Consider the following 24,282-nt stretch of genomic DNA (forward strand, 5'->3'; position numbering starts at 1 on the left):
AGCGGTTCACTTCAGCTTAGTGTCATGGTGACACTAAGCAATGCACATCACTCGGTGTTGCCGGTCAGGAGGTGGAAACAGTGAGAAGCGCGAGGGTCACGATGGTGACCGGACCGAGCGCGAGAAGTACACACGCGAGTACCCGGCGAGTCACCCGATGCGGGATTACCGAGCGAATAAAGCCCAGCACCGCGAGCACGGGGTACAACACAAAGACGCTGTTGAAGAGCAGCGCACCCCACCACTCGGACGAGTAAGCGGTGAGCGGGCCGGGGTTGCCGAAAACCATGAGGAAAACGATGCAGCCGGCCCCGACCACAACCAGAGCGAGCGGCGACACCAGCATCCGTCCGCCGGGGACGGGAATCAGCAGCGTCGCGGCAAGCAGCGCCATCGCGACTCCATATGTGACCGTCCATCCGCGAAGACCGTCGAGGTTGCCACCGGTGAATTCGTATAGCGGTCCCAGGCCCTTGGTCCACGTGACGATCGCGAGAACAGCAAAAACGTAGAGAGCCCCGGCTAGCAGCCGCGAGACGATTTCGAGTGGATCGAGGACGATAACCGGCGGCCGTTTCGCGGGCAATTTTTCGGTCACTAGAACCCCCGAGAGACGGCGAGGAGCAGCGTGATCGTCTGGAGAACCAGCGGGAGCGCCACCATCGAAACGGCGAGTGTTTTTCGGACCTGTGGGTGACGTGCGGCGCGCTGAACAAACATGATGACCGGAACCGCGATCATCACCAGCGCGGGCGTGAACAGTGCGAGTTCAGATGGCCAGTTGCGCACAATCATGGGGCTCGTTTCGTCCCCAACCGGATCCGTGGGCGGTGTGCTCGTCAGCACCACCATGACCAGAATAAACGCCAGATTGAGCAGTATCTGAGGGATGCCGGCCACCCAGTGGATGAGCGGCTTTCCCCGAGCAATGTGAATCAGCAGGGCCAGCGCCATCGCCGTGGTGATCGCCGTGCTTGTCAAAAACTCGGGGATGAGCGCAACGAGCGGAGCGGCGTGAACGTTAAAGTGGACCGTCCACACCAGCACAAACGGGGCCAGCGCGGCATAGCCGATGCTCAGGACGATGCGCAGCACGAGACCATACCGTTCGCTCATGACCCGCCCTCCGTCACGTGATCTGGGGAGCGCTGGGGACGCAACACTAGTGGGTGACCGAGTCGGCATAGACGGTGACCGCCCCGGCGAAATAGAGCATCGGAAAGAGAATGAGGAGCACCGTCAGGGCCGAGCGTCCGGTCCCGGGTCGGATGAGTCGCCGAATCAGCGCCAGAACCGGCTGCGCGACCAACACAAACAGGCCTCCGTGGTGCACCAGGAATTCGGGCCAGTGGGTGGGGAGCACCGCCGGTCGGGCCGGGATATCGTTGGGGCCCGCGGCGGCATAACCCAGGAAGAGGAGCGCGAAGGTGCCATACACAATCACCTGGGTGAGGAGGGCGGGGAAGCCGATGAGATGTCGGCCATCCGGGGTGCGCAGAATTAACAGGATCCCGAGCACGCTCAGCGCCGCGACGGTGGCCAGCAACGGGAGGGCTCGCTCGCCGAGCGGGGTGGTCAGATCGCCGGGCTGGTTGGTGAGGGGCCAGAGACAAAACACCAGAACCAGGTATGCGAGACCGGCCAGCAGCCGCGAAACCGAGCGACTGTCCTGATACACCTCGCCGTAGCGAGGATCGGTCCGAGAATCGGCAATCATGTCCTACTTACTCACCCCGAAGATTCCCGGCCACCAGGCCAGGGCGAGCGGATAACCGACAAACGAGATGATGTCGATCAGGGTGTGGGCGATGACCAGCGGCATCACCCGCCCCCAGCGGCGATAGCACCACCCGAAGACCACGCCCATCACCACGTTGCCAAAGAACGGGCCGATGCCCTGATAGAGGTGGTAGCTGCCGCGCAGCAGGGCGCTGGCGATGATGATCTTCCAGGTACCCCAGCCGAGCTGATCCAGCCGCTTATAGAGGTAGCCGATCACGATGACCTCTTCGAGCAGGCCCGCCTTGAGCGCGGCGAGGATCAGCATCGGGATCGTCCACCAGTACTGATCCGGCGGGGCGGCCTGCACGGCCACCGTGATCCCGAGCAGGCGGCCGACCGCATAGAGCGCGATGCCGGGAACCCCGATCACCGCCACCAGAAACAGGGCCCGGGCAAAATCCCGACCCAAAAGCCGCGGACGCACCTCGAGTCCGAGCTGCGCAAACGGGCTAGAACCCGGACGCCACAGGAGATAGAGGACAAGCGCGACGGGTGCCAGCCCCAGCGCGAACCCCAGGAACTGGTTGGTGAAATCCAGCCATTCGCGGGTCGAGGTGGCCTGGTTGATCCCGGCGCTCTGGTTGCCGAGCGAGGTTTCGGCGGTGAGTCGCGAGATCAGGGTCAGGATCGAGTACAGCGCCGAGGCCCCCAAAGAGAGGGCCAACACGATGCCGATTTCTATCCCCAGGCGACGGCGTGGTGCGGCAAAGGCGGCATCCCGCTCGGGAAGTAGTGACATGGCGGAATCCCTTCAGAGTGCTCACCATCGTAGCCGTCGGACGTGACACTGTTGGGAACCACTCAGTGACCGCACGGGTTTGTGGCAAACGTTGTTCACTTATTACAAGCGAATGCCAACTGTGTATCCGCTCGGTAACAATCCGAGCGTCTATTTGGTGAAACCAGCGAAACCTATCTACGCTGGTGTCATCCAAGAGAACCCGCACAGGGTATATCTCTGTGCCTGTTCTGACACATTCCAGGAGGAATAATGAAGCTGAATCGCATTGGCGTAGGTGCCATTGCCCTTGCAGCCGCGAGTGCTCTGGTGCTCACCGGTTGCTCGACCAGTGGCGACAACAACGGATCGGGCAGCGGAGACGGTGCGGGCATTGTGACCGCAAACGGCTCCGAGCCGCAGAACGGCCTCGTGCCCACCAACACCAACGAGACCGGTGGTGGACGTATCGTCACCTCGCTGTTCTCGGGTCTCGTGAGCTACGACGCCAAGGGTAAGCCCCGCATGGACGTTGCAAAGTCGATCGAGTCCAGCGACTCGCAGAACTACACCGTCACCCTGAACGATGACCGCGTATTCTCCAACGGCGAGAAGGTTACCGCCTCCTCGTTCGTGGACGCTTGGAACTGGGCTGCCCAGGTTTCCAACAAGCAGAACAACTCCTCCTTCTTCGAGGACATCCAGGGTTACAACGCCGATGCTGACTCGCCCCTGACCGGCCTCAAGGTCGTCTCGGACACCGAGTTCACCATCACCCTGAACCAGCCGGTTTCGGACTTCGAGCTGCGCCTGGGTTACTCGGCTTACGTGCCGCTGCCCAAGGACGCTACCAAGGACATCACCGCCTTCGGTGAGCACCCGATCGGTAACGGTCCCTACAAGCTCGATGGCGACAAGGCGTGGACCCACAAGGAGCGCATCAAGCTCGTCAAGAACGACACCTACAAGGGCCCGCGTGAGGCGAAGAACAAGGGTCTGACCATTGTCTTCTACTCGGACCTGGGTGGCGCTTACGCCGACCTGCGCAGCAACAACCTCGACGTTCTGGACGCAATCCCGGACGCCGACCTGGCTTCGTTCCAGAAGGACCTGGGCGACCGCGCCATCAACCAGCCGGCCGCTATCTTCCAGTCCTTCACCATCCCGGAGCGCCTGGCGCACTTCTCGGGTGAAGAGGGCGAGCTGCGTCGTGCGGCTATCTCGCACGCCATCAACCGCGACCAGGTCACCAAGGTGATCTTCTCCGACACCCGTACCCCGGCACACGACTTCACCTCGCCGGTTATCGACGGTTACTCGAAGGACGTTGAGGGCAGCGATGTCCTGAACTTCGACGAGAAGAAGGCCAAGGAGCTGTGGGCTCAGGCCGACGCTATCTCCCCGTGGAGCGGCACCTTCCAGATCGGTTACAACGCTGACGGTGGACACGCCGGCTGGGTTGACGCCGTGACCAACCAGATCAAGAACGTCCTGGGCATCGACGCCTCGGGTGCTCCGGTTCCGGTATTCTCGGCCTTCCGTCAGGAAGTCGTGAACGAGTCCATCCAGACCGCTTTCCGCACCGGATGGCAGGGTGACTACCCGGGTCTGTACAACTTCCTCGCCCCGCTGTACGCCACCGGCGCCAGCTCGAACGATGGAAAGTACTCCAACCCGCAGGTTGACGCACTCCTGAAGGAGGGTCTGGCCGCTACCAGCATCGAAGATGCAAACAAGAAGTTCCAGGAAGCACAGACCATCCTCTTCAAGGACCTGCCCGCTATCCCGCTGTGGTACTCGACCGTCAACGGTGGATACAGCAACAAGGTTTCCGATGTGGTCTTCGGTTGGAACAGCCAGCCGATCTACGAGGACATCGTCAAGAAGTAGTTTCGACTCACGGATGTAACAAAAATCGTTGTAGAGTGAAGACTCTGTAATTATTTCCTGTTACTCGAGGGGGGCGAGTGTGTACCGGCTGCGGTCGGTGATCATTCGCCCCCCTCAACCTGTTGCCCCCACGGAGGCAGTGTTTTTCCTCATCAGAGAGGCTCCATCATTCATCATGCGTAACCCCGCACCCGGGGCGGTATAAGCGATATGGCAAGATATATCTTTTTCCGCCTCCTTCAGGCTATCCCGGTACTCCTGGGAACCACTCTTCTTATCTACTTCATGGTTTTTGCCATGCCCGGAGACCCAATCCTGGCGTTGTTCGGAGATAAGACCCCCACCCCCGCCCAGCTCGAAGCGCTTCGTGAGCAGTACCACCTGAACGAACCGTTCATCATGCAGTACCTCCGCTTCCTTGGCGGAATCTTCGTGGGAGACCTCGGCACCACCTATTCCGGCCAGCCGGTGATCTCGGTCCTGCAGTCCACCTTCCCGGTGACCCTGCGCCTGGCCCTGATCGCGCTGATCCTCGAGACCGTTTTCGGTATCGGTCTGGGTCTGCTCTCCGGTCTGCGCAAGGGTGGCGCCAGCGACAACATCATCCTGGCCTTCAGCCTGCTGCTGATCTCGCTGCCGATCTTCGTGATCGCGTTTGTGCTCCAGTACCTGCTGACCTTCCAGACGAGCATCTTTAGGCCAACGGTAGGTGAGGGTGCCCCCTGGGGAGACCTCATCCTGCCCGGTATCGTTTTGGCCACGGCATCGGTCGCCCAGATTATTCGTCTGACGCGTACCTCCGTGATCGAGACCATGGGCCAGGACTTCGTTCGCACCGCATACGGTAAGGGCCTCTCGCGTGGACGGGTTATCCCCGTGCACATCCTGCGTAACTCCCTGATCCCCGTGGTCACCTACATCGGCACCGACCTCGGTGTGATGATGGTGGGCGCCACCGTGACGGAGGGTATCTTCAACGTCCCCGGTGTGGGACGTACCCTGTTCCAGGCAATCAAGCAGAGCGAGGGACCCACCGTTGTGTCCTTCGTGACGGTGATGGTGCTGCTGTACCTGATCCTGAACCTGCTGATCGACCTGCTCTATGCCGTGCTCGACCCAAGGATCCGGTATGTCAAATAACGAATACACGCCCGGACCCGGGCACTATGTGGCACCGCTGGAGGAGACCCCTCTGGCGGCCGTCGACGCCGTCAACGTCGACGAGAAGCCCAGCAACCTCTGGCGCGATGCCTGGCAGGACCTGCGCGGCCGGATCTCCTTCTGGATTTCCTCCGTTCTGATTCTGCTGATCGTGATCGTCGCGATCTTCCCGCAGCTGTTCTCGAGCGTGGATCCCACCAAGTGTGACCTGCAGTTCTCGAACCAGGGCCCCTCGGAGGGACACATCCTCGGCTACACCAAGCTGGGCTGTGACGTTTACTCCCGCATCATCCACGGAACCGGTACCTCGGTTTCGGTGGGTCTGATCGTGACCGTGCTGGTATTCGGCCTCGGTGTGATCTTCGGTGCGATCGCCGGTTTCTACGGTGGATGGGTTGACTCCGTGCTCTCGCGCGTGGGCGACATCTTCTTCTCGATTCCCTACATCCTGGCTGCCATCGTTGTGATGTCACAGTTCAAGGCTGAGGACCGCAACGTCTGGGTGATTTCACTCGCGATCGGTTTGTTTGCCTGGCCCTCCACGGCGCGTGTGTTGCGCGCCGAGATTATCCGGGTCAAGCAGGCCGACTACATCACCAGCGCCAAGTCGATTGGTCTGTCGAACTTCAAGATCCTGATGCGTCACGTGCTGCCTAACTCGATCGCCCCGGTGATCGTGATCACGACCCTCTCGCTTGCGGGTGCGATCGTGGCCGAGGCAACGCTGAGCTACCTGGGTGTGGGTCTGCCCTCGACGATTATGTCGTGGGGTAACGACATCGGTGCCGCGCAGGACAACCTGCGTAACTCGCCGATGACCCTGATCTACCCGTCCATCGCGCTGTCGATCACCGTGCTGGCCTTCATCATGCTTGGTGAGGCCGTGCGTGACGCGCTCGACCCGAAGGCGAGGGCTCGTCGATGACCGAACCGCTGCTGCAGATTCGCGATCTGGAGATCGCGTTTAAGACCCAGAACGGTATCGTTCAGGCCGTCCGTGGGGTCAACCTCGACCTCGGTGCCGGCGAGACCCTGGCGATCGTGGGTGAGTCGGGTTCGGGTAAGTCCACCACGGCCACCTCGATCATCAACCTGCTGCCGGGTACCGGACACATCACCGGTGGATCGATCCGCTTCGACGGCCGCGAGCTCACCTCGCTCAGCCGCAAGGAGATGGAGAACATCCGCGGTCGCGAGATCGGTTTTGTTCCGCAGGACCCGATGTCGAACCTCAACCCGGTGTGGTCGATTGGTTTCCAGGTGGAGGAGGCGGTCCGTGCAAACGGCATCGCCACCGGCCGCAAGGAGGTCAAGAAGCGCGCGATTGAGGTGCTCAAGGAGGCCGGTCTGGCCGACGCCGACCGCCGCATGAAGCAGTACCCGCACCAGTTCTCCGGTGGTATGCGTCAGCGCGTGCTGATCGGTATGGGCTTGGCCGCGAACCCCAAGCTGCTGATCGCCGATGAGCCCACCTCGGCTCTGGATGTGACCGTGCAGCGTGTGATCCTGGATCACCTGGAGTCGCTCACCCAGGAACTCGGCACCGCCGTGATCTTCATCACCCACGACCTGGGCCTGGCCGCCGAGCGCGCCAAGCACCTCGTGGTGATGTACAAGGGTCGCATCGTGGAAGCCGGACCCTCGGTGGAGATCCTGCAGAACCCGCAGCACCCGTACACCAAGCGGCTGGTGGCCGCGGCACCGAGCCTCGCCTCGCGCCGCATCCAGTCCGCCGACGCGCAGCTTGCCGAGCTTGAGGTCAGCACCCAGACCGGGACCGTTGACTTCGACCTCGTGGCCGCCGCGGCCGGTCGCGCCGAGCTCAAGGCTAAGCAGGGCCCCCGCCCCAATGCCATCGAGGTCGACGATGTGACCAAGGTGTTCAAGATCCGTCAGGGAAGCGGCCGCGCGGTGGACTTCACCGCGGTGGACAAGATGTCCTTCGCCGTGGAGAAGGGCACCACCACCGCAATCGTGGGCGAGTCAGGTTCGGGCAAGTCAACGATCGCGCGGATGCTGCTCGGTCTGGAGACCATCACCTCGGGTGATATCCGGGTGGATGGCGAATCGCTCGCGGGTCTGGACAATAAGGGTCTGTTCAAGCTGCGTCGCAAGATGCAGCCGGTCTTCCAGGACCCCTATGGTTCGCTGAACCCGCTGCAGTCGATCGGAAACATCATCGGCGAGCCGCTGGATGTTCACAAGGTGGGCGATTCCAAGTCGCGTCGTAACCGCGTGAACGAGCTGCTTGACCAGGTGTCCCTGCCCAAGGCCATGTTCGGTCGCTACCCCAACGAGCTCTCCGGTGGTCAGCGTCAGCGTGTGGCGATTGCCCGCGCGCTCGCGCTCAAGCCCGAGATCATCGTGCTGGATGAGGCCGTGTCTGCACTGGACGTTCTCGTTCAGGCCCAGGTCCTGCAGCTTCTTGCCGAGCTGCAGGAGGAACTGGAGCTGACCTACCTGTTCATCACTCACGACCTCGCGGTGGTGCGTGTGATCGCCGACAACGTCTGCGTGATGGAGCAGGGCAAGCTGGTTGAGGCTGCCACCACCGATGAGGTGTTTGGTAACCCGAAGATGGAGTACACCCAGCGTCTGCTGGATGCCATCCCCGGCTCCGGCATCAAGATGGGCCTGTAGCCCGTCTGCCTCGTCACACCGCCCGGTGTCTGCCCTCGGCAGACGCCGGGCGGTGTGCGTTTTACCGGCGATTTTGGGGGTGGGGGAGACCTGTAGACTGGGCGGGTGAATCGCTTCTTCCCTCCCCGCCCCGAAAACCTGTTCATCATGCGGGCGCGCAGCGGCGTCATCGCCTTTTATGTTTTCGCGGCGCTGGGGGCGCTGCTCCTGGGGGAGTCGGCCTTCCGCGGTCGATGGGACGTGGTTTTCTCGGCGCTGCCGTGGACCCTGCTGGTGCTGTGGGTGCTGCTGATCACCGCGTATCTGCCCTATATCGGGTACTCGGATCGGGCCGTGGTGGTGTACAACATCCTGCGCCGGCATGAGTTTCCCTGGGCCGCGGTGACCAAGATCACCGATCACCACCAGTTTGTTTTCATGCTGCGTGAGGGGGCACCGATCAAGGCCTGGGGAGGCCCGGTGGGTGGACGTCCCCGGGGCAACGGTCTGGGAACGATGAAGCCCGTGGACCGCACAGCGGTGACCCCGCTGGATCACCTCACCGATAAGTGGCAGACCGGGCGTGGGCTGTCGATGGGTAAGCGTGCCCAGACCACCTGGAATGTGCCGGCGATTGTGCTGGGACTGGTGCTCATCGTCTGGTGCGGATTGACCCTGATCTAACACCCGCGGTGCGGCACACAGCACGCACCGCACGTTAACACACGAGTATGGCAATTTCTGGTGTTTATTGACCAGTATTTCTGTTCCTGGCGCACCGCCCATACTCAGCAGTTTCGGCGTTAGCTGGGGGCATGAACCGACCCCACCTCACACCACGCGAGTCCTGAGCCATGCTCGGGTTTCTGGCACGCCGCCTCGGCATCAACGCGCTCCTGGTGGTGCTCGCCACCTCCCTGGCCTACGTGGTGGCCAGCGTGGTCATGGATCCGGGCGCTCGATATCGACTACTGAGTCCGCCGCTGAGCCCCGCCGCGATCGCCGGCAAGCTTGCGGAGATCGGCGCGGACCCGCGCGAACCCGTGCTGAGCCGACTGGTGGTCTGGGCGCGCGGCATCATCTTTGAGGGAAACCTAGGCCGGGGACTCACCGGGCAAAACATCACCCAGGAGATCTTCGGCCGCGCGGGTACCAGCCTGCGCCTGCTGGTGATCGGGTCGCTGCTGGCGGCCATCGTGGGCATCGGCCTGGGCGTGTGGGGTGCCGTGCGCCAGTACCGGCTCTCCGATCAGGTGGTGGGTGTGCTGTCGTTTGTGGTGTTTGCCACCCCGACCTTTGTGATCGCGATCCTGCTGATGATCGCCGCCACCGCGCTCAACTCGGTGCTGGGCTCGCAGTTTCTGGAGTTCACCGGGGAGGGCGGCGAGGCCGGGCAGACCGGGCTCGCGCTGGTGGGCGATCGGATCGGACACCTGGTCCTGCCCACCCTGGTGCTGGTGCTGATCGGGGCCGCAAGCTATTCCCGGGTCCAGCGTTCGGCGATGCTCGACGTGCTCTCGGCCGAGTACATCCGCACGGCCCGGGCCAAGGGGCTCCGGCGCGGTCAGGCGATCTGGCGGCACGGGGTGCGCGTGGCGATCATTCCGATGTCTACGTTTCTCGCCTATAGCCTGGGCACGCTGATCGCCGGGTCGGCGGCCATCGAGATCGTCTTCTCCTGGAACGGCGTGGGCCGCTACCTGGTTTCCAGCATCGGACAGGGCGATATCAACGCCATCGCCGGGGGAACCGCGTTTATCTCGGTCGTGTTGCTGGTCGCCGCGAGCCTCTCGGACGTGTTGTTTGGACTGCTGGATCCGCGAGTGCGGGGCACCCGATGAGTGCCCAGTTTGCATGGTCGGACCCTCGCGTGCGGTGCAGCCGATGAGCGCGCCGCTGCTCGAGGTGGACAACCTGAGAATTGGGTTCGCCCAGGGGACGCCGGTGGACGGGGTCTCGCTGCGGATTGGGGCGGGGGAGTACGTGGCGCTGGTGGGAGAGACCGGTTCGGGAAAGACCCTGACCGCGCTGGCGATCATGGGACTGCTGCCCGGTTCCGCCCGGGTATCGGGCACCATCACGCTGGACGGGCATCCGCTCCCGGTGACCGATGACGCGGCCATGTCCCGGCTGCGCGGAAAACGTATCGCGATGATCTTCCAGGACCCGCTGCTGGCCCTCAACCCGGTGCGCGGGGTCGCCAACCAGATTCGCGAGGCCATCCGGATCCACGCGCCGACGCTGAGCCGGGCGCGGGTGACCAGGCGCGTGGCGGAACTGCTGAGTCTGGTGGATATCGAACCGACCGTGCAGAACCTGCGGGCGTATCCGCACGAGTATTCGGGCGGGATGCGGCAGCGGGCGATGATCGCAATGGCGATCGCCCACGATCCCGCGTTGCTGATCGCCGATGAGCCCACCACCGCGTTGGATATGACCGTGCAGGCCCACATCCTCGAGGTTCTGCGCCGCGTTCGGGAGCGGACCGGAACCGCGATCCTGCTGGTCACCCACGACCTGGGCATCGTCTCGGCCGAGGCCACCCGCACCATGGTGATGCGGGCGGGCCGGGTGCGCGAGAGTGCGGATACCGCGGCGATATTCTCGGCCCCCTCCGACACCTATACGTCTGCGCTGATTGCCGCCTCCGCCCGCTTCGCCTGGGGTGGGCAGCACCCGCAGGTCGCCGAAGCAGACAACCCGGATGCGGCGAACCCGGATGCGGTGAATCCAGCGGGCACGCTGCTGAGCGTGCGAGACCTGCACGTGCGGTATCCGCGCACCCGCGGATCCGGCGGTGTCCCGGTGCACGCGGTGCGCGGGGTCTCGTTCGCGCTGAACAGGGGACAAACGCTGGCGCTGGTGGGTGAGTCGGGCAGCGGCAAAACCAGCACGGCCCGCGCCATCCTCCAGCTGACGGCCCCGGGCTCGGGCACCATCACGATCGAGGGGCGCGATGTGTCCAGCCTGAGCCGCCGCGAGCGTGCTCGGCTGCGTCCGGACGTGCAGATGGTGTTCCAGGATGCCTCGGGCGCGCTGGATCCGCGCATGAGTGTGGACCAGCTGATCGCCGAGGCCCTGCCCCGCGGCTCCGACCAACGGACGCGCACCCGACACGTGGGCACCCTCCTGTCCCGGGTTGAGCTATCCACGAGCCTGCTCACCAAGTCCGCGCATGAGCTCTCCGGCGGGCAGCGCCAGCGGGTGCAGCTGGCGCGGGCGCTGGCGGCGTCGCCGCGGCTTCTGGTCCTGGATGAGCCGCTTTCGGCGCTGGACGTGGGGGTGCGCGGGGACGTCCTGGACCTGCTGATCAGCCTGCAGCAAGACACCGGGGTGGGCTACCTCCTGATCGCCCACGACCTGGCCACGGTGCGGGAGATCGCCGACCGCACGGCCGTGATGTACCGCGGGGAAATCGTCGAATCCGGTGCCACGTCCGCGGTGCTGGGCCGACCGCAGCATCCCTATACTCGCACCCTGATCGGGGCGATCCCGCGCTCCCCGAGCCTCCCCGCGGACCCCACCAGAAGGGACGAACACCGTGACTGAGACCGTGGCCTATCTGGATGCGGCCGCCGGTGGCGGCCGATTCCTCAATCGGCTGCTGCGCCGACCGCGATTCTGGGTGGGCGGCGGTTCCCTGGTGGTAATTCTGGTGTGGCTCTACCTCGCCCCGCTGCTGTGGCCGGTGGATCCGCTGGCGCGCGACGCCCTCTCGCTCGGCGTGGGCCCGAGCACGGACCACTGGCTGGGGACCAACGATATCGGCCAGGACATGTATGCACGGGTGGTCGCGGGCCTGCGCATCTCGCTGCTGATCGGTCTGATCGCCGGACCCGGGGCCACGCTGATTGCCGCGGTCCTCGGGGCCCTGGCCGGGTATGCGGGTGGCCTCACCGACCGCCTGCTCTCGGGCCTGATCCGGCTACTCCTGGTGCTGCCCGGCCTGCTGCTCCTGGCGCTGATCAGTCCGCTGTTTCGCGGGGCCTCCTGGTTCACCATGACCCTCTATCTGGCGGGATTCGGGTGGATGGTCATGGCCCAGGTGGTGCGCGGCCAAACCCGGTCCCTGCGTGAGCGCGAGTTTGTGCTTGCCGCGCGCTTCCTGGGGATCCCCACCTGGCGCATCATCGCCCGCCACATTCTGCCCAATATCGCCTCGCTGCTGATCATCGACGCGACCGTGGGGGTCTCCGCGGCGATCCTCGCCGAGGCCGGGCTCTCCTTCTTCGGGCTGGGGATCCAGGCTCCGGATCTTTCCCTGGGCAGCCTGCTCGCCACCGGTGCCCCGGCCGCCACCACGCGCCCGTGGTTGTTTATCTACCCGGCCGCAACCCTGGTCGTCACGGTCCTTGCGGTCTCCATCGTGGGCGATGCCGTCCGCGACACCGTCGACACGGCCTCCGCGTCGCGCCACGACGGCGCTTAACCTCACACCACCACACACCAAGGAGAGAATCATGAACGTCACAACCCGCATTCTCGGTGGCACCCTCACGGTGCTGCTCGCCGTCGCGCTCGCCGGGTGCAGCCCCGGGAAGGATGCCCCCGATTCTCGGGCGGGCAAAAACCTCCCCAACACCGACTACGACGCGGCCGATCCCGCCGAGCTGCGCGACGGGGGCACGCTGACCCTGCCGTTTGAGGACTACCCCGATAACTTTGTGCTTTCCCAGCTGGACGGGAACACCGGGGACACGGCCTCGGCGGTCTATCCGGCCAGCGTGCGGCTGTTCCGCGTGGACAAGGTGGGGCAGCGGACGGTGAATCCGGACTTTGCGTCCTCGATCGAGCGGCTCCCCGGGGAGCCGTTCACGATCGAATACACCCTGAACCCCAAGGCGGTCTGGGAGGACGGGACGCCGATCGGTCTGGCCGACTTTGTGGGCACCTGGCAGGCGCAGAACGGGAAAAATCCGGACTACCTGGCCGCCGGAACCACCGGTTATGACCGGATCACGGACATCGTTGCCGGGGACTCTCCGGGCACCATCCGGGTGGTGTTCGACCGGGTGTATGCGGACTGGCGATCCCTCTTCTTCCCGTTGCTTCCGCCCGCGGTCACGGCCACCCCGGCGGCGTTCAACGACGGCTATCGCACCCAGGCACCGCCGTCCTCGGGCCCGTTCCGGATCGCCGAAACCAACGCCGACACGTCCACCGTGCGCCTCGTCCGCAACGAACGCTGGTGGGGGGCCGCCCCGAGACTGGGCGAGATACTGCTGCGCGGGGTGGATCAGACCGCCGCGGCCCAGGCATACGCCAACCGAGAATTCGATGTGGTGGAGGTGGCCTCCAGCGTGGACGCCTTCAAGACGGCCCAGGGGCGATCCGACGGTCGGGTGTTCGCCTCGACCGGACTGGCCTGGACGCACCTGACCCTGAACACGTCCACCGGTCCGCTCGCGGATCCCCGGGTGCGTCAGGCCCTGGGCAAGGCGATCAACCGCAAGCAGATCCTGCAATCGGTGGTGGACCCGATGGGGCTCAGCGGAAACCTGGTGGAGAACTATCTCTACGTTCCGGGGCAGGCTGGTTACCAGCCCAACGGGAAGGACGCGTTGGCCTATGACCCGGCCGCCGCCCGCGAGATTCTGGACAAGGCAGGCTACACCGGGGACAAAATCCGCTCGAAGGATGGTGTGCCGCTGAAAATCGAGATCACGATTCCCTCGGGCATCACCACCAGCCGACAGCGCGTGGATCAGATTGCCGCGGATCTGGCCGAGGTGGGCATCGAGGCAACCGCCAACGAGGTGCCGATCGCCGGACTGTTTAAGGACTTTGTGACCCCGCGACAGTTCAGCGCCACGATCTTCACGTACTCGGCCGGGCTGGATCCGATCGCCAACAGCCGGGACTCGTTTGCCGCCGCCGATGCGCCGCAGAACGTCACCGGGGTCGATGATCCCCGCGTCGCTCCGCTCTTCGACCGGGCCGAGGGGGAGGAGGACCTGGACACCCAGCGGAAAACGATCAACGAGATCGATCGCGATCTCTGGGAGTCCGTGCCGATCATCCCGCTGTTCCAGCGGCCCAACGTGGTGGGGGTGAAAAAGGGCCTCGCCAACTACGGTGCCACCCAGTTTGAACCCGTGGACTGGACCCGCGTGGGCTGGCGGAAATAGCGGGGTTTCGGTGCCGTGCGCGAGGTGATCAAACGGGGGAGTTTCCGAGTTAGCCAGGAACCGGTTAGGCTGGATACTCCGTGGTGCGGTAAAATATAACGTTGGGCCGAGCCGCGCCCCACCGTTCACCTCGCCGCATGGGCCCTTCCGCCGCGGCGTCAACACCTGCGAAGGACCTCTTTCATGGCGCTTGCCTCGCGCGCGAATCTCCGAAACGTGGCTATTGTTGCCCACGTTGACCACGGCAAGACCACCCTGGTCGACGCCATGCTCCAGCAGACCAACTCGTTCACCGCCCACGAGCACGTTGAAGAGCGTGCCATGGACTCCAACGAGCTGGAGCGCGAGAAGGGTATTACCATTCTCGCCAAGAACACCGCGATCCAGTATGAGGGTGAGCACGCCACCAACGGTGCGATGACCATCAACGTGATCGACACCCCCGGCCACGCCGACTTCGGTGGCGAGGTGGAGCGTGGTCTGTCGATGGTGGACGGCGTGTGCCTCCTCGTTGACGCCTCCGAGGGTCCGCTGCCGCAGACCCGCTTTGTGCTGCGTAAGGCCCTCGAGGCCAACAAGCCGGTGATCCTGCTGGTCAACAAGACCGACCGTCCCGATGCTCGCATCGATGAGGTTGTGGCCGAGAGCCAGGACCTGCTGCTGGGTCTGGCCTCGGACATGTCCGACGAGCACCCCGACCTGGACCTCGACGCCATCCTGAACGTCCCCGTGGTGTATGCCTCGGGTAAGGCCGGTCGTGCCTCCAGCACCAAGCCGGAAAACGGTAGCCTGCCGGACAGCGAAGACCTCGAGCCGCTGTTCGCAGCGATCATCGAGCACATCCCCGCTCCGCAGTACGACGACGAGGCTCCGCTGCAGGCCTGGGTCACCAACCTGGACTCCTCGCCGTTCCTCGGTCGTCTCGCGCTGCTGCGCGTGATCAACGGAACCATCCGCAAGGGTGAGACCGTGGCCTGGGTCAAGGCCGATGGCACCCACTCCAACGTGCGCGTCACCGAGCTGTTCATGACCCGTGCGCTGGACCGCTACCCGGCCGAGTCCGGTGGCCCCGGCGACATCGTTGTGGTGGCCGGATTCCCGGACATCACCATCGGTGACACCCTGGCAGACCCCGAGGACATCCGTCCGATGCCGGCCATCGAAATCGATGACCCCGCCATCTCGATGACCATCGGTGCCAACACCTCGCCCCTCGTGGGCAAGGTCAAGGGCCACAAGCTGACCGCCCGCATGATCAAGGACCGTCTGGACCGTGAGCTCGTGGGTAACGTGTCGCTGAAGGTTCTCGACATCGGTCAGCCCGACGCCTGGGAGGTGCAGGGTCGAGGCGAGCTCGCCCTGTCGATCCTCGTCGAGCAGATGCGTCGTGAGGGCTTCGAGCTCACCGTGGGTAAGCCGCAGGTTGTGACCAAGCGTGTTGACGGCAAGGTTCACGAGCCCTACGAGCACCTGACCATCGACGCCCCCGAGGAGTACCTGGGTGCCATCACCCAGCTGCTGGCCGCCCGTAAGGGTCGCATGGAGGGTATGTCGAACCACGGTACCGGTTGGGTTCGCATGGAGTTTGTTGTTCCGGCCCGTGGCCTGATCGGCTTCCGTACCGAGTTCATGACCCAGACCCGCGGTACCGGTATCGCCAACTCGCTGGCCGCCGGCTACGAGCCCTGGGCCGGTCAGATCATCACCCGTAACAACGGTTCGATCGTCTCGGACCGCTCCGGTGTGGTTACCCCCTTCGCGATCATCGCCCTGCAGGAGCGCATGAGCTTCTTCGTACAGCCCACCGAGGACGTGTACGAGGGTATGGTCATCGGTGAGAACTCTCGCGCCGACGACATGGACGTGAACATCACCAAGGAAAAGAAGCTCACCAACATGCGTGCGGCTTCCTCGGACTCCTTCGAGTCGATGACCCCCTCGCGGATCCTGTCGCTCGAGGAGAGCCTGGAATTCGCTCGTGAAGACGAGTGTGTTGAGGTTACCCCCGAGGCGATCCGCATCCGCAAGCTGGTGCTGAACGCCGGCGACCGTCAGCGCGAGTACTCGCGTCTGAAGAAGCAGGCCGAGCAGAAGGGCTAATCCCCTCGGCTCACCACAACGCCCCGCGGCTCCGAACGGAGTCGCGGGGCGTTTGTTGGTTTAGGAGCAGCGGAATCCGCCGAGGAGGAGGCCCAGAACCGGTGCGATGTATTTGATCGTGATGGTGGCCGACGACGCGGCAACCCACATCGGGCCGGTGGTTCCGGTCGGGGCGTAAATCGTGTCCACGGTGATCACCACATCGCTACTGGAGCCCAGCAGAAGCCCCAGGAGATCGCTGAGCAGAACCACGGAGATCTTGATGGTCGGGTCGGAGACGTATTTCACCTCGGTGAACGTCTTGGCCACGGCGGTCACCCGATAGGTGGCGCCGACCGGCAGACCCGCGGGCGCATTCCAGGTGAGGACGGCGGCGGTGGGCAGCAGCCCGCCATCGGCACCGGTGCACGTGATCGGGGGCAGGACCGGAGGAATCACGGCGGCTTGACCCTGGGCTGTGACGCTCTCGCCATCGTCCCACTGCGCGAGGGTTTCGCCCACGCGCGCCGGGATGAGAAGAAGCGAGAGCAGCCCGAGGACGGCCAGGGTGCCGATGATGCGTCGACGAATCATGATGCGTTCCCGTCTCGAGTGCGCAACCTGGCGATCCCGGCGATAAGCATGCCGGTCCCGATGGCTAATCCGGCCAGCAGCAGACGGCTCACATCTCCGGACCACCCGGTGAAGGGGAGGTCGCCGCCGGGCCTCGGAGGCCACGCAGCATCCGGCGGGAGGGTACTCGGACCGGTCGGTTCCGAGGGTGTGGTGCCGGGTTCGCCGGGGACCTCGATCACCTCTCCATCGGGGTCGGAGAAGCGCAGAACCACGCGGCTCGCCGCGGTATCGGCGGCCGCGGGTGCCGGCGCCTGGGGCATACTCACGGTCACGCGATACCAGCGGGTAAGACCGGCCGGGACATCCGAAACCGGTCGTTGTACCCCGTCCACCACCAGCGGGGCCGACGCGGAAACGCTCTTGGTGCCGCTTGCGCAGGAGGAACCCTGCCAGCGTTGGTCACACTCGGTGATCCCCGCAACCAGGCCCAACTCTTCGCCGCCGGTGGCCGCCATCGACACGGTCACCGGTCCGGTGGAGCGCGAATTCACGCCGAGGTCCCAGGTCACCGGCACGCCGGGGGCCAGGTTGGCCATGCGATACGTGTCGGCCACCGAAACCAGGGTGAAGGTGCGTGCGGTGAGTGTGGTTTCCTCGGGGCCCTCGGCACGCGCGGGGGAGGCCGGGAGGAGCGCGCCGGTACCCACACTCAGGAGGGCCAGGGCGACGGCCGCGGCCGCGGCGGCATGGCGCCCGCGGCGTTTCGCCGCGGGCTTGACCACGACCCGGCGGGGCCAAAACGCCCAGGTGACCAGCCCCGAGAGGGCGATGGTGAGGGAGCCGAGCACCCAGGGATTGCCAAACCAGACGATCACCGTGGCCAGGTGTGGGACCGAACCCAGCACAATTCTGCCCGAGGTGATGGTGTAGGGCGCGGGGTCCTCGCTGGCGTTTGCATCCCCGCGCATGGTGATGACGCGCTCGTTCGCGGTGGGACCATCCGACACCGAGGTTACGCGGTGGGTGATCGGCAGCTGACCGATCCGGTCCACCGTGAGCACATCGCCCACCCTGACCTCGGTTGCGGGAATCTCTCGAACCAGCGCCACCGAGCCGGTGGGGATGGTGGGGGCCATCGATCCGGTTTTGAACATGATCAGGCTGGTGTGGAACACAAACGCCAGGATCACCAGGACGATGCAGATGGATCCGGCCACCGCCGCCAGGTTGAGGAGCAGGTTACCCACGCCCGCGCTCAGCCGTCGACCGACAACGCGCGGCGTGCGCCGGGAGGCACGCCGAGCGGCGGCCCGGGGAGGCGAGACGGTGCTCATTGCCTAGCCCGCGGTTCCGGCGAACGTCCACGTGGCGTTCAGCGTCATCCCCTGAGCGGCGTTGGGGGCGGTTGTGGGCAGGGTGATCGCGAAACAGTAGTTGACGGTCTGAGCACCCGCGCCACTCACCGCAAGCTGCTCGGTTCCACCGGTGGTGAGCGGCGATCCGGCGGCTACCACCACGGTTCCCGAGGAGATACCTGCGGCGGTGCAGCTGGTGCGGGCGGTGACCCGAACCAGCTGATAGGTCAGGTAGGCGCCGAGCCCGGTGTTGTTGGTTCCGGCGGCCGTCGGGGTCACCAGCGCGCTGGTGCTCCCGGGCGCGGTCTTCACGCTGAACGCCGAGTACACGGTCTGTCCGGGGAGCATCGCGGTGGATACCGGTGCGAAGGTCAGCGGGGCGGGGCTACCCGCGAGGTGCGAGGAGAAGGTTGTGCCGTCGGCGCTGCCCACCAGATCAAAGGTACCCGCGGTGAAGGTCGCCTGGACCACCTCCTGATCGGTCCAGGCGGCGAGGGTCAGGGTTCCTCCCACGCCAAGAACGAGTCCGCCCGCGAGCAGCGCTCGCAGCCGGATCCACCCGGATCCGGCTGCGGCGCGTGAGTGCCGAGTGTGTCGGCCCATCAGAGTGACCTACTACTGAGAGACGGCGGTCAGCTGCCAGGTCGCGGTTGTCACGCCGCCCTGAACAAGGTTGTTGCTCGCGGTGATCGCGAAGCACAGCTGCTGGGTGGCACCGGCCACGGTGGCGGTGGCACCCTTGGTCAGGGCGACGGTGCCGGCCGGGGTACCCAGCGTGTTCAGCGAGTTCGACGAGGAGATCGAGGTGCCGCCCGAGACCGAGGCGGCGTTGCAGGTGGCGCCCACGGCGATCGGGACCACGGTGTAGGACAGGTTGGCGGCGTTGGCCGCACCCGACACCGAATCGGTGGCGGTCAGTCCGGCCACGGTGAGGTTGGCCCCGGTGGTGGTGCCCGCGGCGAGCTGGACAAAGTACGGGGCGTACACGGTGTTGCCCGGTGCCAGGTTGGTTACGGGGATCGAGAACGCCAGCGAGGCGGCCCCGCCCGCCGAGTTGTGATCGGTGAATGTTCCACCGGCGGTGAGCGAACCCTGCAGGTTGAACGAACCGGCGCTAAAGATTCCCTGGACAAACTCGGAATCGTTCCAGGCGGCCAGGGTGACGGCGGCGCCGACGCCCAGGACGAGTCCTCCGGCCAGGACCGCGCGCACGGCCTTGCGCTTGGAGGTGCGGGTGACCGCGGCGGTGTCAGCCGGCGTGGTCGAAGATGACTCGGTCATGGTGAGTTCCTTCGTTGAGCTATTGAGATGGGAGCGCAGAATGGCTGCACTTCACCCCAGGCTAAAAAGGGTCTCACCGATAGACCAGCCCCGATTCAGGGGACATTGCGACAGAAAAAATGCCCCCGTTTTAGGGGGCCGACCTGCTAGAAAAGTCCACGTTCCTCGGTCAGGAGTTGGTCCAGGGTATGCCGGGCGATGCCCACCAGATCCGCGTTATCCGGGGCCGCGGAGAGGATCGCCACGGCCATCAGCAGGGCCCATCCCTGGGCGCGTTCGAGCAGCGGTTCGTCCAGGTCGTAGCTGGGTTCAAAGGTCTCAAAAAAGACCGCGCGGTCTTCCTTATTCAGGGTCAACCAGGCGGTGGCCACATCGGTGGCGGGGTCGCCGGCGGTGAGGTCGCCGAAGTCGATGACTCCGGTCAGTGCCCCGTCTAGGGCGATCAGATTGCCGGGGTGAAGGTCGCCGTGCAGCCAGAGTGCCGGACCGTTCCAGACCGGGGCACGCAGCGCCTGCTCCCAGATTTCGAGCAGCTCGGGTGCCTGGGGGATGTGATCCTCCATCAGGTGACGGCGTACATCGTGGTCGCGGTTTTGCAGCGGGACCCCGCGATAGGCGTTGGCGGGGGCGCTGGCCGGGGCCGCACGCTGGAAATCGGCCACAAAGCGGGCGAGATCGGCCGCCACCTGGGCGCGTTCATTTACCGGCAGCGAGGCCACGGTTTCGCCCTCGATCCACGGCACGATCGACCACGGCCGGGGGAACTGCGCGCAGGCCTTGCCGGCGAGCAGGGCGACCGGCGTCTGGGTGGCCACACCCTCGCTCAGCACGGGCAGCCAGCGCTGTTCGATCTCGATCAGATCCGCCGCGTGTGCCCGCCGGGGCAGTCGGACGGCGTGTGCCGGTCCCACCCGATACATGACCGCATCAAACCCCTCGCCCGAGACCACCGGCGCATGGTGTGCCAGTGCGGGTGCGCCGGATCGCAGCAGCTCCGAGACCAGGGCCTCGTCGATGCGGATATCGGCGGCGGGAAGGTGGGTCATGAGGCGTGCGCGTGCGTTCCTTTTCGGGGTAGGAATAAAGGGCAGAAGTTTTTAGAATACGCCAGTGAGGGGCAACACGCCTCATCGACGCAGGGTTTTGCCCTATCCAAAAATGCCCGCCCCGATGTGCTCGCCGGGCTTCGCCCCCGGTGGCACCGCAAAAATCGCCGATCCAACATGACGAATGTACTCATTAAGTAAATCTGAGTGGCCGAGCTGCTTTTGGATCGGGATAAACGCGGTACGCGGGTCGGCCTGGAACGCCAGGAAAAACAGGCCCGCGTTGAGCCGCCCCAGCTGGTCGTTTCCATCGACAAAGTTGTAGCCGCGACGCAGCAGGCGCGCGCCGTGGTTGTGGTCGGGATGGGCCAGGGCCACGTGGGAGTCCATCGCGAGCTTGCGCCCATCGGGGCCCGCATGATGGAACCTGACCGGGGTGAACTCATCGCCGCCGGAGAGCGGCGCCCCGGTGCCCTTGGCTCGGCCCATGACGTGCTCCTGCTCGTCGAGGCTCGTGCGGTCCCAGGTTTCGATGATCATCCGGATCTTGCGGGCCACCAGGATGCTGCCGCCGGTCAGCCAGGAGTCGCCGCCGACCCAGACGTCCTTATTGACCACATCGGTCTCCTCGGCGGTGATGTTGGCGGTGCCGTCCTTGAACCCGAACAGGTTGCGCTCGGTAACCTGCGCCTTCGAGGTGGAGGAGGTGCGTCCAAAGCCCAGCTGGGACCAGCGGATCGAGGCGCGCCCAAACGCGATCCGGGACAGATTGCGGATCGCGTGCACGGCGACCTGCGGATCGTTGGCGCAGGCCTGAATGCACAGGTCCCCGCCGCTGGATGCCTCCTCCAGGGCGTCGCCGGCAAAGGTGGGGAGGTCCACAAGCTCGGCGGGTCTCCGCGAGGCCAGGCCAAAGCGGTCGTTGCCGTGGGCGTCGGTGAAGACGCCGGGTCCGAAGCCGAAGGTCAGGGTCAGCCCGCTCGCCGGCAGTCCCTGGGCTTCGCCGGTGTCATCGGGCGGGGCCAGGGCGGGCCCGCCCACGGCGCCGGTCTCGGAGACGTCGAGCCCGCGGGTGAGCCGGTCGGCGGCGGCCGTCCAATCCTCCAGCAGCGCGATCAGATCGGCCCGGGTTGTTCCCGGGGTGATGTCATAGGCGGCGAAATGCAGCCGGTCCTGGGTGGGGGTGACGATACCCGACTGATGCTCGCCATAAAACGGGTACTGCGTGGTGGTGTCGGCGGCGGCAACCGCGGTGGCGGTGATCGCGCCGCCGGCACCGCCGAGCGCGAGCCCGCCCAGGGCGGCCCCGGCGAGGCCCAGGAGGCCTCGCCGGCTGACCCCGGACGTGGGCGCAGCGGATTCCGAGGGAGTCTCGGTGGGGGATGCCGTCACGGATGCGTCGGCGGGTTCGCGCTCGGTTCCGGTCACTTCGAGGAAACCCCGAGGACCGTGTGGGTGAGCTTGGACAGCGGCTCGGAGAGCGCGTTGATCGCGTCGGAGAGCTCCTTGACCTGATCGGTGGTCAGCGTGTTGTAGGCCACAAAGCCAGTATCGAGCGACCCGTAGGTTGCCAGCATCTTGTTGAGCGCGTCGAGCTTGGCATCGATCGACTCGACCAGCTTGGCACCGTCGGCCCCCGAGGCCTTGGCGATGTCACGCACGTTGCCGTAGGCGACCGCCGCGCCCTCGACGTTGGCCTGGAAGTCATACAGGTCGGTGTGCGAGAACTCGTCCTCCTCGCCGGTGATCTTCGAGGTGGCCACCTCATCGAGCAGGCCGATGGCGCCGTTGGAGATGTCGTCCAGGCTCACGGTGAACTTGGGCTCGTGGACCAGGTCGTAGAGCTTCTGGATGTTCTGCTCCAGCCCGTCGGCGAGCTCGGCGCGTCCGGCCGGGTCGCTCGGGGTGAAGCCCGCGGGTGCCCACAGATCCTTCTCGATCCGGTGGAAGCCGATGAAGGGCACGCCGTCCTCGCTCGCGTCACCCTCGCGGATGTCGATCTTGGGGTCGAGGTCGCCGAAGGCCTCGGCGGTGGGCTCGATCCGCTCGTAGTTCACGCGGGCCGAACCAAACAGCGCCCGCGCCTTCTCGTCGTCGCCGCTGCGGTAGGCCTCGGTGAACTCCTTGACCGCGGGGACCAGGGCCGCAGTGCGGTCCTTGATGTAGCCGATGTAGTTGGTTACGGCGGTGTCGATCTGCTGCTGCTTGCTGGCGTCCACCTTGGCGGACTTGCCGGTCACCGTGAACTTGGTGGTGCCCACGCCCTCGCCGACCATCCCGGTCTTGCACTCGGTGTAGTAGGTGCCGGGCTCCAGGTGGGTGACATAGTCGACGCTCTGACCCGGGGTGATGTTCTCCTTCTCGCCCACGATGCGCAGCTTATCGGCGGCCAGGATCTCGAACTCGTTGACCTGGGAACCGGTGTTCTTGGCGGAGAACTTGACCGTTCCGGCCTGAGCGGTATTGGCCGAAACCACACACGTGGTGTCGGTAATCTCCACGGTGAGCGCCTCGCCCGAGGTCGGGTTATTGGGCACGCAACCGGCCAGGGCGAGCACCAGCAGGGCCGCTCCGGAGGTCAGGCCGACGAGGCGGGCGGGGCGGATGGTGGACACGCTCATGCGGTTTCTCCAAGCGGGGTGGTGGGAACGGGGGTGGGAGCCGGGCGTCGCTTCGAACGCACCAGCCGGGTGAAAAGAATCAGGGTGACGACGAGGTAGAGGATCCAGGCGATCACCTGCAGGGGAGTGGGGATCGGGGTGAACCCGAAGATGCCGCCGAGGACCGAACCGAGCGGGCCGGTGGGCGGGATCACGCCGCTGATGTCATAGAGCGGGGCACCCCAGCCGGGCAGCGCGCCGGCCTCCTGCAGGTCGCCCACACCGTAGGCGAGTACCCCCGCGGCCACCACGATCAGGGCGTAACCGGTCCAGGTGAAAAAGCGCGAGAGGTTGATGCGCAGCAGGCCGCGATAGATCAGGATCTCGATCACCACGGCGGTCAGGATGCCCAGCAGCACGCCGGTGAACGCGCCCCAGGCCGATCCCGAGGTGGCGTCGGTGCTGGGTCCCACGGTGGACCAGACAAACAGGGCGGTTTCGATGCCCTCGCGGCCGACGCTGAGGAAGGCGAGCAGGACGATGCCCCAGCCCGCCCCCTGGGCGGCCTTATCGATGCCCGAGCGCAGGTTGCCGGCGAGCTCGGCGGCGGTGCGACCCATCCAGAACACCATCCAGGTCACGAAACCGACGGCCACGATGGACAGTCCGCCGCCGAGGATTTCCTGGGCCTGGAAGCTCAGCCCATAGGGGCCCCAGGTGAGGATCGCGCCCACGCCCAGGGCGAGGACAATCGCTATGCCCACACCAAACCAGACGCGGCCCAGGAGGTCGCGGCGGTCGATTTTGACCAGGTAGGCGATGAGAATGCCGACGATGAGGGCGGCTTCAAGCCCCTCACGCAGACCGATGAGGTAGTTAGCAAACAACGTGTTAATCAATTCACGAAGGGCGGTCGAACGCGCCGGGGCGCGGATCCGAGGGCCGGAACGAGTGGGAATTACGGTCGCTCGTGGCGTCAACGGGTGCCGTGAAATGAAGGCTAGCATGCCCTAAATAGACACGGAAGAGCGGAGTCCGAGATCGGCG

At 65.2% G+C, this 24,282-nt stretch carries 22 protein-coding genes; 10 read left to right on the top strand and 12 right to left on the bottom strand.

All coding sequences use genetic code 11. The features are described from left to right. Positions 1-64: 64 nt before the first annotated feature. From C7C57_RS04600 to C7C57_RS04615, 4 genes are read right to left on the bottom strand one after another with little or no spacing between them, the layout of a single operon-like run. The gene (locus tag C7C57_RS04600) at positions 65-598 is read right to left on the bottom strand and encodes a hypothetical protein (RefSeq protein WP_187977760.1); all 534 of its coding nucleotides are present in this window, start codon (positions 596-598) and stop codon (positions 65-67) included. Further along, on the bottom strand, positions 598-1,116 hold the full coding sequence (locus C7C57_RS04605; protein ID WP_187977761.1) for a hypothetical protein: 519 nt from the start codon (positions 1,114-1,116) through the stop codon (positions 598-600). Before C7C57_RS04605 ends, C7C57_RS04600 begins: the two co-directional genes overlap by 1 nt. 46 nt (positions 1,117-1,162) lie before the next feature. Further along, positions 1,163-1,717: a hypothetical protein gene (locus C7C57_RS04610; protein ID WP_187977762.1), complete on the bottom strand. Its 555-nt coding sequence runs from the start codon at positions 1,715-1,717 to the stop codon at positions 1,163-1,165. A 3-nt stretch (positions 1,718-1,720) separates the two neighbouring features. Beyond that, on the bottom strand, positions 1,721-2,521 hold the full coding sequence (locus C7C57_RS04615; RefSeq protein ID WP_187977763.1) for a CPBP family intramembrane glutamic endopeptidase: 801 nt from the start codon (positions 2,519-2,521) through the stop codon (positions 1,721-1,723). 252 nt (positions 2,522-2,773) lie between these two features. Here C7C57_RS04615 and C7C57_RS04620 point away from each other — a divergent pair, with 252 nt between their 5' ends. The 10 genes from C7C57_RS04620 to typA all read left to right on the top strand — a co-directional run bounded on the left by C7C57_RS04620 (position 2,774) and on the right by typA (position 16,398). Then, positions 2,774-4,390, top strand: a complete 1,617-nt coding sequence (locus C7C57_RS04620; protein ID WP_030148479.1) for an ABC transporter substrate-binding protein — start codon at positions 2,774-2,776, stop codon at positions 4,388-4,390. Positions 4,391-4,600: 210 nt separating this feature from the next. After that, positions 4,601-5,530, top strand: coding sequence for an ABC transporter permease (locus tag C7C57_RS04625; protein WP_030148480.1), 930 nt, complete (start codon positions 4,601-4,603; stop codon positions 5,528-5,530). After that, on the top strand, positions 5,520-6,476 hold the full coding sequence (locus C7C57_RS04630; protein WP_030148481.1) for an ABC transporter permease: 957 nt from the start codon (positions 5,520-5,522) through the stop codon (positions 6,474-6,476). Before C7C57_RS04625 ends, C7C57_RS04630 begins: the two co-directional genes overlap by 11 nt. After that, positions 6,473-8,191: an ABC transporter ATP-binding protein gene (locus C7C57_RS04635; RefSeq protein ID WP_030148482.1), complete on the top strand. Its 1,719-nt coding sequence runs from the start codon at positions 6,473-6,475 to the stop codon at positions 8,189-8,191. The genes C7C57_RS04630 and C7C57_RS04635 overlap by 4 nt, the downstream gene beginning before the upstream one ends. Before the next feature lie 105 nt (positions 8,192-8,296). Next, the gene (locus C7C57_RS04640; RefSeq protein ID WP_030148483.1) at positions 8,297-8,854 is read left to right on the top strand and encodes a hypothetical protein; all 558 of its coding nucleotides are present in this window, start codon (positions 8,297-8,299) and stop codon (positions 8,852-8,854) included. Positions 8,855-9,024: 170 nt separating this feature from the next. Continuing rightward, entirely contained in the window at positions 9,025-10,011 is a 987-nt protein-coding gene (locus C7C57_RS04645) for an ABC transporter permease (RefSeq protein ID WP_187977764.1), read from the top strand. Between the two features lie 13 nt (positions 10,012-10,024). Continuing rightward, positions 10,025-11,719, top strand: coding sequence for an ABC transporter ATP-binding protein (locus C7C57_RS04650; RefSeq protein WP_187977765.1), 1,695 nt, complete (start codon positions 10,025-10,027; stop codon positions 11,717-11,719). Then, a complete protein-coding gene (locus tag C7C57_RS04655; protein WP_187977766.1) occupies positions 11,712-12,599 on the top strand; it encodes an ABC transporter permease in 888 nt (295 codons plus the stop codon). Before C7C57_RS04650 ends, C7C57_RS04655 begins: the two co-directional genes overlap by 8 nt. Positions 12,600-12,630: 31 nt before the next feature. Next, positions 12,631-14,298 carry an ABC transporter family substrate-binding protein gene (locus tag C7C57_RS04660; RefSeq protein WP_187977767.1) on the top strand — a complete coding sequence of 556 codons (1,668 nt, stop codon included), beginning with the start codon at positions 12,631-12,633 and terminating at the stop codon, positions 14,296-14,298. A 183-nt stretch (positions 14,299-14,481) separates the two neighbouring features. Continuing rightward, positions 14,482-16,398, top strand: coding sequence for a translational GTPase TypA (gene typA / locus C7C57_RS04665; protein WP_187977768.1), 1,917 nt, complete (start codon positions 14,482-14,484; stop codon positions 16,396-16,398). 60 nt (positions 16,399-16,458) lie between these two features. Here the strand turns inward: typA and C7C57_RS04670 are convergent, their stop codons facing one another. The 8 genes from C7C57_RS04670 to efeU all read right to left on the bottom strand — a co-directional run bounded on the left by C7C57_RS04670 (position 16,459) and on the right by efeU (position 24,122). Next, positions 16,459-16,971, bottom strand: coding sequence for a hypothetical protein (locus tag C7C57_RS04670; protein ID WP_187977769.1), 513 nt, complete (start codon positions 16,969-16,971; stop codon positions 16,459-16,461). Further along, positions 16,968-18,287 (bottom strand): signal peptidase I, encoded by a 1,320-nt coding sequence (locus C7C57_RS04675; protein WP_187977770.1) that lies wholly within the window; start codon positions 18,285-18,287, stop codon positions 16,968-16,970. The genes C7C57_RS04670 and C7C57_RS04675 overlap by 4 nt, the downstream gene beginning before the upstream one ends. Before the next feature lie 3 nt (positions 18,288-18,290). Next, positions 18,291-18,911: a SipW-dependent-type signal peptide-containing protein gene (locus tag C7C57_RS04680; RefSeq protein ID WP_187977771.1), complete on the bottom strand. Its 621-nt coding sequence runs from the start codon at positions 18,909-18,911 to the stop codon at positions 18,291-18,293. Positions 18,912-18,923: 12 nt separating this feature from the next. After that, a complete protein-coding gene (locus tag C7C57_RS04685; RefSeq protein WP_187977772.1) occupies positions 18,924-19,589 on the bottom strand; it encodes a SipW-dependent-type signal peptide-containing protein in 666 nt (221 codons plus the stop codon). Between the two features lie 146 nt (positions 19,590-19,735). Beyond that, on the bottom strand, positions 19,736-20,635 hold the full coding sequence (locus C7C57_RS04690) for an aminoglycoside phosphotransferase family protein (protein WP_187977773.1): 900 nt from the start codon (positions 20,633-20,635) through the stop codon (positions 19,736-19,738). Between the two features lie 102 nt (positions 20,636-20,737). Then, positions 20,738-22,063: an iron uptake transporter deferrochelatase/peroxidase subunit gene (gene efeB, locus C7C57_RS04695; RefSeq protein ID WP_370581435.1), complete on the bottom strand. Its 1,326-nt coding sequence runs from the start codon at positions 22,061-22,063 to the stop codon at positions 20,738-20,740. Beyond that, entirely contained in the window at positions 22,060-23,256 is a 1,197-nt protein-coding gene (efeO, locus tag C7C57_RS04700; protein ID WP_187977774.1) for an iron uptake system protein EfeO, read from the bottom strand. Before efeO ends, efeB begins: the two co-directional genes overlap by 4 nt. Continuing rightward, positions 23,253-24,122 (bottom strand): iron uptake transporter permease EfeU, encoded by an 870-nt coding sequence (gene efeU / locus C7C57_RS04705; protein ID WP_187977775.1) that lies wholly within the window; start codon positions 24,120-24,122, stop codon positions 23,253-23,255. The genes efeO and efeU overlap by 4 nt, the downstream gene beginning before the upstream one ends. Positions 24,123-24,282 lie beyond the last annotated feature (160 nt).

The sequence above is a fragment of the Mycetocola sp. JXN-3 genome (genome assembly GCF_014522285.1).
Classification (GTDB): domain Bacteria; phylum Actinomycetota; class Actinomycetes; order Actinomycetales; family Microbacteriaceae; genus Mycetocola; species Mycetocola saprophilus.